The sequence below is a fragment of the Photorhabdus australis DSM 17609 genome (genome assembly GCF_000711895.1).
GTDB lineage: Bacteria > Pseudomonadota > Gammaproteobacteria > Enterobacterales > Enterobacteriaceae > Photorhabdus > Photorhabdus australis.
Map to the genome: position 1 here is coordinate 1 of NZ_JONO01000028.1, position 10,533 is coordinate 10,533.

The following is a 10,533-nucleotide window of genomic DNA, read 5'->3' on the forward strand; positions in this document are numbered from 1 at the left end:
CGTCCCATGTCAAACACATCTGAAACACCACCGACAATCATATAAGTACCGGGATGTTTACCACAGGTCACCTTATCCCCTTCACGCGCGGTTGCCCGACCATTAAATGTCATGGTGGGGTCACCGGTAATAATCTGGCCGCCACAAGTGGTCTTGTCACCAACGAGCAAAAAATATCCTATTGCCATCTAATTACTTCTCCATTGGCTGACCCGTTGGAGAGTGGATCTGACTGAAATCATCATCATGTTTTTATCCTACTTATTCATTAACAGAGATGATGAATAATTCATCAGATTTAACTTAAAAATAATATAGGAATACTCTGAAAATTGCGGATTTTATCATCGAAAATGCATGTAAAAACCCATAATTTGCAACAAATAATAAACACATTGTTAACAATTAAACCAATAAAGGGGGGAACAGGTACAACAGAAGCTATTGTTACCAGCCACTCGATACCTGCATACGGGATATGACTTGGTTGTAATGAAAAGGATTGGAAAAACCCTTTTCATCATTTACCTATACCCTATGGATTTCAAGGCGCATCGCAACGGCAAGAGAGCGAATCCCCGGGAGCATAGATAACTATGTGACCGGGGTGAGTGCAGCCAACAAAGAGGAAACTTGAAGGATAACGGGTATAGATACTGTTTTTTTAAAGCCTGGTTTGCCGTTTTAAGCTCGCCATGCTTTCATAACCCTAAGCACACCTTTAAGAACGTTAATAAGGCCAAAGATGCTGGATCAAAAGTTGTACATCGCGATTGCCTCTAAACTCGTTAACATCCAGTTTATAAGCGAGTTCCACTTCACGGACACTGTTATCCGGCCAGCGAGTTGGATCGATATTGAATGCAATACCATCTAACATCGGTCCACCATTTAATGGCTCCACAATCACTTTTAAATGACGTTCTCCGACAATACGCTGTTGATGTAGCTTAAATTTACCGTCAAAAACAGGCTCCGGGAAAGCCTGCCCCCAGGGACCACCATCACGCAACATTTCAGCAATTTCCAACGTCAGTTCACCAAGCGTTAGCTCACCATCACTCCAGATAACACCTTCAAGTTGCGAAATATCCAACCAATCTGCCATCAGAGCAGAAAAGTGATGCTGGAATTGTTCAAATTTATCCTGTTCAAGTGACAAACCGGCAGCCATTGCATGACCACCAAACTTAAGTATCAGCCCTGGATTTAAAGTATCAAGCCGTTCAAGGGCATCGCGCATATGCAACCCCTGAACTGAACGGCCAGAACCTTTCAAAACACCATCCCCCGCCGGCGCAAAAGCGATAACAGGCCGGTGAAAGCGTTCTTTAATACGGGAGGCCAGAATGCCCACCACCCCCTGATGCCATTCTGGGTGATAGAGCGCCAGCCCATAAGGTAGTTCAGTGCTAGTACGTTCAAGTTTGTCACAGATTTGCAGCGCTTCTTGCTGCATTCCCTGTTCTATTTCACGACGAGTATGATTAAGTCCATCCAATTCGCAAGCTATCTGACGCGCTTTTGCCATATCGTCAGTTAGCAATAAAGCGACACCAATAGACATGTCATCCAAACGACCTGCGGCATTCAACCTTGGCCCCAGAAAAAAGCCCAAATCGCTGGCAGTCAGTTTATGAGCATCACGTTTGGAAACTTCCAGTAATGCACGAATCCCCGCACAACAACGTCCGGCACGAATGCGATTCAGCCCCTGATAAACCAGAATCCGGTTATTGGTATCCAAAGGCACAACATCAGCAACGGTTCCCAACGCAACCAAATCCAGCATTTCCGCCAAATTCGGCAGAGCAACGCCCTGCTTTTCAAACCATTGCTCTTTTCTTAAAGCTGCTCTCAAAGCAGACATCAAATAAAATGTGACGCCAACTCCCGCTAATGATTTAGACGGAAACGAACAATCAGATAGATTGGGGTTAATAATGGCATCAGCCGCTGGCAGAATTTCGCCCGGCAAGTGATGATCAGTGACAATCACCTTCATCTGGTGTTGATGGGCAGCCGCAACCCCGTCATGAGAAGAGATACCATTATCCACAGTGATAATAAGATCAGCGCCTTTTTTGACGACCTCTTCTACCACCTGTGGGCTTAAGCCATAGCCATCTTCAAAACGATTTGGCACCAGATAATCCAGATTACGATATCCCATTGCCCGTAATGATCGGATCGCCAGTGCCGTACTGGTTGCACCGTCAGCATCGAAATCGCCGACAATAACGATACGCCAGTGTTCATGCAATGCTGCCAGTAATAGCGATACCGCCTGTTCTACACCATTCAGATGCTGATAATTGAGCAATCCCTGAACACTGCGCTCCAATTCATTAGCTTGCTGGATACCTCGAATGGCATATAAGCGACGCAGTAATGGATGGATTTGTTGTGGAAGGTGACTGTCATCCACCGCCAGACGGCGGCGGAGTCGTGTTTCAATATTCACTAAACTTATTTACCACTCTGATCTAATGTCTTTGCCAATGCTTCCGGTGGCATATATCCACCTAACAAGTTGCCATCTTCAAGGATAATCGCCGGCGTTCCCTGTACACCAAACTGGAGACCCAGTTTATAGTGGTTAGCAATATCCACCTTACAGCCCTTAATTGGCGAAATATCATCATTTTTAAACGCAGCATCCAGTGATTTCTGTGGCGTTGCACTACACCAGATAGATTGCATCTCTTCAGCAGACTTATGTTTCATGCCCTGGCGAGGGAATGCCAAATAGCGAATAGTAATCCCCAGTTTATTGTATTCTTTCATATTTTCATGCAATTTATGGCAGTAACCACATGTAATATCGGTGAAAACGGTCACAACATGTTTCTCTTCTGGCGCTTTGTAGACAATCATTTGGTCTTTCATCGCTTCCAGCTTTTTCATTAACAATTGATTACTGACATTCACAGGAGAATTACCACTGACGTCGTAAATTGGCCCTTGCAATAAATACTTGCCGTCATCAGATAAATAAATGATACCTTGCTCGGTGACTATTGTATTTAAACCAACAATAGGTGATGGTTTGATACTTTCTACCTTAATCCCCAATTTTTTCATCGTTCCATGAATAGCGCCATCATCAGCAAATGCATTTCCGCTAATTAAGGCCAGTAAAATAGAAAAACATAACACGCTTTTTTTCATTATTCGGTTCCTTTAAATCCATGCTCACCCACGCGGATGATGTTGTTGATGTAGCAATCTGAGTCGTTCTGTTGCTACATGAGTATATATTTGTGTTGTGGATAGATCGCTGTGTCCCAGTAACATCTGCACAACCCGTAAATCAGCACCATGATTAAGCAAATGCGTTGCAAATGCATGGCGCAAAACATGGGGAGATAGCCGTTCAGTATCAATTCCGGCCAGTACAGCATAATGCTTAATCCGATGCCAGAAAGTCTGTCGGGTCATTTGTCGCCCCCGGTTGCTGGGAAAAAGCACATCCAGAGTTGCGCCATTTAGCAATCCCTCTCTCCCATACTTTATATAATTCTCCAGCCAATAAATGGCTTCTTCTCCCAAAGGCACTAGTCGTTCTTTATTGCCTTTCCCAATCACCCGCACCACTCCCTGACGCAAACTGACGTCGGAAAGAGTTAACCCCACCAACTCAGAGACTCGTAAACCACAGGCATAAAGTACTTCAAGCATCGCTTTATCTCTCAGTTCCACTGGCTGATCTGTACAGGGCGCATTAAGCAAAGCTTCTACCTGCTTTTCACTTAAATCTTTCGGCAATCGCTTAGGTAATTTCGGTGCCGATAAAAGCGCAGTCGGATCATCCGCCCGCATTTTTTCCCGGTAAAAATACTGGAATAATTGACGCATAGCACTGAGTAAACGCGCTGAGCTACTGGCTTTATATCCGCCATCTACGCGTTCTGCCAGAAAAGATTGCAAATCAATCGATTGAACAGATAATAAATCATGACCATAATGAACCAGCCAGTTATCCAATGCCTGTAAATCCAACCGATAAGAAACAAGTGTATTTTCCGCAAGATCGTGTTCTAACCAAATAGCATCAAGAAACTGTTCTATCAATGGATTTATCAATTGAATCTGTTCTTCTGGCACGAAACTCTTTCCTTAAATTTGCAAATCTATGTTGGCTATTATGCCTGAAAAAGCAATTATTCTGTTACAATGCCAGCCCTGATGTCCAAAAACCATAATAATTAACGATGAAGATTGGTCTTTTTTACGGTTCCAGCACCTGTTACACCGAAATGGTAGCAGAGAAAATCCGCGATATCCTTGGTGAAGATTTAATTGATCTCCACAATATCAAAGATACAGCACCTGAATTAATGGAAGAATATTCCGTACTGATTCTCGGCATCCCGACATGGGATTTCGGCGAATTACAGGAAGACTGGCAAACTATTTGGGATCACATTCCTTCCCTTAATTTACAGGGCAAAATCGTCGCCATGTACGGCATGGGTGATCAGATTGATTATGGCGAGTGGTTCCTTGATGCTCTTGGTATGCTATATCACCATCTACTCCCTTCAGGCGTGCATTTTATTGGTTTCTGGCCAACGGAAGGTTATGAGTTTACCAGCCCGAAACCATTAACAGATAATGGTTCACAATTTGTCGGGCTGGCTTTGGACGATGTCAACCAGTATGAGCAAACCGATGAGCGTTTATCACAATGGTGTATACAAATCCTGCAAGAATTGGAGCCTCTGCTTTAAATCAGCAAAATTTCGGCTCAATCAGATATCAGGATATTGCAACAACAGTTGATTAATATTCCTCCATTCATCCTGTGACATACTATCGGATGCTATCCACAGGCGGATTTTTTTCTGGTTATAAGAAGATTGAGCGGTAATTAATAGTCCATAGCGACACAACCATGGCCGTCGGATAATTTGCCATTCGTGCTTCTTCCATTGCAGCCTATTATCATTGAGCAGAACTAAAATCCCCTGTGATTTGCGAATATTTTGCTGGCTACGCCCCCAACTGGCAATAATCAACAGTACCAAAGGAAGCCAAAAAATGCAGAAAATAGCATCATCCGCCGGCCACGGAGCAAGTAATACGATAAGCGCTATTGCACCATGAACACAGGTAGAAATCAGCTGGGTATGCCAGGATACCCTGAGATCACATTTCCACAGGACCACGATCTTTATTTCTATGCTGAATAAGTTTAATCATGCGGAATAGCGCTTCATCTTCCGGACGCCCATGATTCATTAGCCAGTTAAACAGATCAGGATCAGCACATTCAAGTAAACGAATAAAGAGTCGTTTATCATCATCGCTGAGTGAGTCATATTCATACTTAAAAAACGGCATAATTGAAATGTCCAACTCACGCATTCCACGCCGACATGCCCAATGTATACGTGCTTTATTATCAATATCCATGTTCAAAAAATCCCCTTTTTATTCTCATTGTCTGTGTAAAATCCATTAGCCAGTAAATCGACCGGCAAACTTATGCATCATGCCAGCTAATAGCAATAATAACTACTTGCATTGTGCTTCAGCTCTTTTACCATTGATACATCATTGGCTCAAATATCTGACTGGCAGGATGTGTTGTTATGGCTTATAAGACTCCGTTTTCTTCACAATTTCCATTGTCTTTATCAACTTTTCCCCTGACTTTAATGTCCCTGGATGACTGGGGCCTGGTAACAGCAACTGGGCCAGATACCAAAAAATATCTGCAAGGTCAGGTTACAGCAGATATTTTCTCACTTGCTGAGAATCAACACGTGCTTAGTGCACATTGTGATGCAAAGGGTAAAATGTGGAGTAATCTGCTCCTCTTTCATCGTGGTGGCAACCTTGCTTATATTGAACGCCGCAGTGTGCTGGAAACCCAGCTTACCGAACTGAAAAAATATGCGATATTCTCTAAAATTACGCTAGTTCAGGATGAAAATGCCGTGCTGTTAGGTGTTGCAGGTAAAGGCTGCCGTGAGGCGCTGAATGATATTTTCCCAACACTACCCGATGCTAATAATGCTGTCGTTGAACATGAAACCACAACTTTGCTCTATTTTACCTTGCCATCTGAGCGCTTCATGTTGATTACCGACACAACCACTGCTGGGCAATTAACAGAAAAACTCCAGGCTCAGCTTAATAACAGCGAACTGTGGTTAGCTCTGGATATTGCCGCCGGCTTCCCTGTTATTGATGCGGCAAACAGTACACAATTTATTCCTCAGGCAACTAATCTTCAGGCATTGGAAGGAGGCATTTGTTTTAAAAAAGGGTGTTATACCGGTCAGGAAATGGTGGCTCGTGCTAAATACCGCGGAGCAAACAAACGGGCAATGTACTGGCTGGCTGGCAGTGCGGCTAAAATTCCTGTAGCCGGAGATGATTTAGAATGGCAACTGGGAGATAAGTGGCGGAGAACAGGCACCGTTTTGGCTGCCGTTAAGTTAAATGATGAAAGTGTCTGGGTACAAGTCGTCATGAATAATGATATGGAAAGTAACAGTGTATTCCGTGTCCGTGACGATGAAGGACATTCTCTCACGATTCAGCCTCTGCCTTATTCTCTCGATGAAGAAAAATAATTAATGAGGTTTATATGTCGTTAGCAGTACCTGCCGTTGATTTTGGTCCTTTTACTGATGTAATTAGTTTTTTAATGGAATTAGATAAGCTGAAAAAAGTTCAACGGCGGACTAAGTTATTGGATAACCAGCGTCATGAAAATTCAGCAGAACATAGCTGGCATTTTGCTATGGCTGTAATGTGTTTTGCACCTTATATGAAAGAGGTAAATATTCAGCGGGTTATCCAGATGGCATTAATTCACGATATTGTAGAAATTGATGCTGGTGATGTGATGGTCTACGATTTAGCTGCCCGTGAAGCCATTCATGAGCAAGAAGTTAAAGCCGCCAACCGTCTTTTTGGTTTACTCCCCGAACCTCAAAAAAATCACTTTATATCACTTTGGCAGGAATATGAAGCAGGAGAAAGTCAGGATGCTCATTTTGCTAAAATGCTGGATAGATTAATGCCCATTCTGATGAATCTGCATAATAAGGGCCAAAGTTGGGTAGAAAATGATATTAGCCTGGAGCAGGTGATTAACCGCAATAAATTTATTGCCGATGTTTATCCTGAATTCTGGCAATACTTGTTACCACAACTGGAAGCCGCTCATGCTAAAGGCTGGTTAAAATAACTTTCTGCCAAAAATTTTAGATCATAATCTGAGTGCGCTATATGAATAATATAGCGCACGAAGTGAGAATAACTTAGTAAAAGGGCAATAATACTTTATAGAGTTAATTATCCCACCAAAATAATAATCTTACAGAAAAGAAAATCAGGAGGAGCCCCATTATCCTTTCAATCCAGTGACCATAACTGACAAATCTATTTCTTACTGCCATACTTGAAAATATCAGGCTTACAAACACAAACCATAACGCATTGACAGCACACATCCAGAAACCATAAAAAATCTGTATGCTCATAGGTGTTTTTGAGCTGACTACGGTAGTAAATATGGCCAGAAAAAATAACGTCGCCTTTGGGTTTGTTGCATTAGTAACAAAACCCGTTATTAATGAACGAGATAAACTTTTATTAATCAGAACCCCTGAATTATCACCTTGATTTTCCGCAATCACACTGGTGTCAGCCTTTTTTCTAATAAAACAGACACCCAGATAAAACAGGTAAACACCACCAATCAATCTAACGGTATTTAATAACCAAGGCAAAGCGTGCATTATTGTACCAATACCGATCAATGTATAAATAACATGTACAGAAATCCCGGCACCAATGCCAATTGCTGTATAGATCCCCGCTTTTCGACCAAAACTCGTACTCTGTCTCACCGTGACCGCAAAATCAGGCCCCGGAACAACAACAGCTAAAAAGTGAATTAAAGCTAACTCCAAAAACTCATGTATAAAAATGGACACATTAACTCCAAAATGACAAAGGTTCTGCCATACCCCTATATCCTATAAAACATGACAAACTTAAACGAATGCCACTGCTACCCGGAGAAACCGCATGCATACGACGCGAATTAAACAAAATCAGATCACCCGGTGATGGTCTAATTACAACATCTGGATTACCCAGCAAAGCGAGAGCTATTCCATAACTTTCGCGACGCATTTCATCGAAAGCCTCAGGCGAGATTTCTTTATTCCAAATATACAGTTCACCACCCTCTTCAGGCATTGCTAAGTATATATTCGCCGCGATTTGTGTCTGGAGGCTCCACGCTCTGAAATTATCTGGCGCATCTTTGGCAAAAATATCGTGATGAGCCAAAAATGTGACGCCGGGTTTAATTACTCTTGATAAACCGACAAACATCTTCTTTCCATATAGGTTTTCAAGATTTGCGCCAGCAGGCCATACCTCATCAAGTATACATCTTAGAATATCAACAGGAGAAATATACGGTGAGCAACGTTCTCTAAGATCATCTATATTATCTCTGGCACTATCAAAATAGAGTTGCATTTTGCCTGGTTCATTTTCAGCTTCATAAAAAGCCATTCCAATCCTACCAATATCGGGTGCGTTAATATATTTCTTAAAACCTTTTCCCAAAATTTTTTCTGAAAGAATTTCTGATATTTCCTGAGATATAAATTTATTTAATTTCAAGGCGATTATTTTTTCTGTCATCAGATCTTGAATATTCAAACTGCATATTTTGTTATTTTCTATAAACATGATTATTTTTCCTTTATCATATAATCACTTTCATAAGATCAAGGCAAAACTATTTTCATATGCGATCAATTATGGCTAAACTTTATAATAAACTATCAGTTTCCCCTTTTTCCTTTTCACTTCTTCAATGATTATACTTTTAATTTCGCCCAGAGAATTAACATGTGTACCACCACATGCATAAGGAGGTAACATCCCAAAACTAACCTCTCTAAGCCCGTCTTTATTCATTGAAATCCTACAGACTAAATTTTCTGTTATGAGCTGATTACATAATTCATTAATAGATTCAAGGGTAAGCTCTTGAGCGTGTTCTGTTGGGGAAAATGTGACTTTAGCCTCCCCAGGCCAATGATGAGCTTTTACAGGAATCCATCCTTCTTTTTCCAGCATATTCCCAATAATATGACCGGCAGAATGATAACGTGAATGTAGTATTCTGGCATCTTCATCAATTCGAGCTGTCGCTTTTCCCGATGGGAGATAGCCATTTGTCAGATGTATAATCTCATCATTTTCTATCAGGGTATGAGTCACACAAACATTATCCAGCCAACCAATATCAGAAGGCTGACCTCCTCCTTGTGGATGAAAAGGTGTTGCATCAAGTGAAACGGCATAGGTTTGCTCATCACGGGCGATACATTTCAAAACCTGAACTTCCACAACTGAGGCAGAATTATTGAGGTAGAGTCGAACTGTCATATTTACTTACTTATGCTAATTGATGTTTCTATATTATATTTACATTATTAATGATAATAAATCCCCTTACTGACAAAGGACTTTTTCCTCATGAGCACAAATAAATTGCTATCACTAATGAGTGAAATGGCTGTATTTGTAAAAGTCGTTGATGCAGGAAGCTTTACCAGTGCCGCACGGCAATTAGGTGCCACCCCATCAGCTGTAAGTCGTTCTATCACTCGACTTGAGAAAGCGTTGGGAGTCAGTCTGTTACAGAGAACAACACGCAAGGTCAAATTATGTGAAAGCAAACGGGAAATTTACGAAAAATGCTGTGAAATGTTTAATGCGGCACAAGCTGTCATAAATACTTCGGCTAACGCCAGTGAAATACCTCAAGGATTAATTCGAATAAGTATTCCGAAAGCTGTTGGACACTTTATTATACATCCACATATACCTGAATTTTTAAATCGTTATCCTAAAGTAGATGTTCAACTACTTCTTGAAGATCGCATCATTGACCTTATTGATGATCAAATTGACTTAGCTATTCGGATTACAGACCAGCCACCATCTGGCCTAATGGGTAGATGTTTAATGAATATCCATCATATGATTTGCGCTACTCCTGAATATCTTGAGATACACGGAGCTCCGATACGGCCAAATGACCTGAAAAATCATAACTGTATCTATCCTGGCGAAGATCAAAATGATTCATTATGGCGATTTCACAAAAATAACAAGATTGAGAAAATAAAAGTCTATGGACGCTATTCCGCTAATCATACAGAAGTGAGACTCGACGCTATTCTGAGAAATACAGGGATAGGAAGCCTTCCCTATTTCATTGCACGCCATCCACTGGAAGAGGGCAGAATTGTCCAGGTTCTATCTGATTGGGTATTTAAAACTCGCTATTGTGGTGATGCCTGGATACTTTATACACCAACACGATTCTTACCTGCGAAAATACGTGTTTTTGTCGAATATCTCACAAATAAGTTGAATAACAACAAATATCATATTTCTTAATAATTAACTTATTAAACTAACAAGAATTAGCAAAAAACCTGAAAAGGTATTTATATAGTATGGTGATTATCTGTAAAC

Annotated in this window: 13 protein-coding genes; 4 read left to right on the forward strand and 9 right to left on the reverse strand. The window is 41.2% G+C overall.

Annotated elements, in window-relative coordinates; all coding sequences use genetic code 11:
• From BO26_RS09385 to xerD, 4 genes are all read right to left on the reverse strand, one after another.
• On the reverse strand, positions 1-188 hold a 188-nt coding region (locus tag BO26_RS09385; protein ID WP_036771014.1), incomplete at its 3' end, for a PAAR domain-containing protein.
• Positions 189-730: 542 nt separating this feature from the next.
• Complete coding sequence (gene recJ / locus BO26_RS09390) at positions 731-2,464, reverse strand: single-stranded-DNA-specific exonuclease RecJ (RefSeq protein WP_036771015.1); 1,734 nt, start codon at positions 2,462-2,464, stop codon at positions 731-733.
• A gap of 5 nt (positions 2,465-2,469) precedes the next feature.
• Positions 2,470-3,171: a bifunctional protein-disulfide isomerase/oxidoreductase DsbC gene (gene dsbC, locus BO26_RS09395; RefSeq protein ID WP_036771016.1), complete on the reverse strand. Its 702-nt coding sequence runs from the start codon at positions 3,169-3,171 to the stop codon at positions 2,470-2,472.
• Positions 3,172-3,195: 24 nt separating this feature from the next.
• Positions 3,196-4,092 (reverse strand): site-specific tyrosine recombinase XerD, encoded by an 897-nt coding sequence (gene xerD, locus BO26_RS09400; protein WP_036771067.1) that lies wholly within the window; start codon positions 4,090-4,092, stop codon positions 3,196-3,198.
• Positions 4,093-4,214: 122 nt separating this feature from the next.
• Between xerD and fldB the strand changes: the two genes are divergently transcribed.
• Positions 4,215-4,733 (forward strand): flavodoxin FldB, encoded by a 519-nt coding sequence (fldB, locus tag BO26_RS09405; RefSeq protein ID WP_036771017.1) that lies wholly within the window; start codon positions 4,215-4,217, stop codon positions 4,731-4,733.
• Between the two features lie 21 nt (positions 4,734-4,754).
• On the opposite strand, the gene BO26_RS09410 is transcribed toward fldB, so the two are convergent.
• Positions 4,755-5,171 (reverse strand): protein YgfX, encoded by a 417-nt coding sequence (locus BO26_RS09410; RefSeq protein ID WP_036771018.1) that lies wholly within the window; start codon positions 5,169-5,171, stop codon positions 4,755-4,757.
• Entirely contained in the window at positions 5,152-5,418 is a 267-nt protein-coding gene (gene sdhE / locus BO26_RS09415) for an FAD assembly factor SdhE (RefSeq protein WP_036771019.1), read from the reverse strand. The genes BO26_RS09410 and sdhE overlap by 20 nt, the downstream gene beginning before the upstream one ends.
• Positions 5,419-5,597: 179 nt before the next feature.
• On the opposite strand from sdhE, the gene ygfZ reads away from it, so the two are divergent.
• Together ygfZ and BO26_RS09425 are read left to right on the forward strand one after the other, a co-directional pair.
• The gene (ygfZ, locus tag BO26_RS09420) at positions 5,598-6,587 is read left to right on the forward strand and encodes a tRNA-modifying protein YgfZ (protein WP_036771020.1); all 990 of its coding nucleotides are present in this window, start codon (positions 5,598-5,600) and stop codon (positions 6,585-6,587) included.
• Between the two features lie 14 nt (positions 6,588-6,601).
• Positions 6,602-7,207, forward strand: coding sequence for an HD domain-containing protein (locus tag BO26_RS09425; RefSeq protein ID WP_036771021.1), 606 nt, complete (start codon positions 6,602-6,604; stop codon positions 7,205-7,207).
• 103 nt (positions 7,208-7,310) lie between these two features.
• On the opposite strand, the gene BO26_RS09430 is transcribed toward BO26_RS09425, so the two are convergent.
• The 3 genes from BO26_RS09430 to BO26_RS09440 form a co-directional block, all read right to left on the reverse strand.
• A complete protein-coding gene (locus BO26_RS09430; protein WP_036771022.1) occupies positions 7,311-7,958 on the reverse strand; it encodes a LysE family translocator in 648 nt (215 codons plus the stop codon).
• Position 7,959: 1 nt separating this feature from the next.
• Complete coding sequence (locus BO26_RS09435; RefSeq protein ID WP_036771023.1) at positions 7,960-8,730, reverse strand: 2OG-Fe(II) oxygenase; 771 nt, start codon at positions 8,728-8,730, stop codon at positions 7,960-7,962.
• Between the two features lie 75 nt (positions 8,731-8,805).
• Positions 8,806-9,435: a serine-tRNA(Ala) deacylase AlaX gene (locus BO26_RS09440; protein ID WP_036771024.1), complete on the reverse strand. Its 630-nt coding sequence runs from the start codon at positions 9,433-9,435 to the stop codon at positions 8,806-8,808.
• Between the two features lie 90 nt (positions 9,436-9,525).
• Here BO26_RS09440 and BO26_RS09445 point away from each other — a divergent pair, with 90 nt between their 5' ends.
• The gene (locus BO26_RS09445; protein WP_036771025.1) at positions 9,526-10,455 is read left to right on the forward strand and encodes a LysR family transcriptional regulator; all 930 of its coding nucleotides are present in this window, start codon (positions 9,526-9,528) and stop codon (positions 10,453-10,455) included.
• The last annotated feature ends 78 nt before the right edge of the window (positions 10,456-10,533 follow it).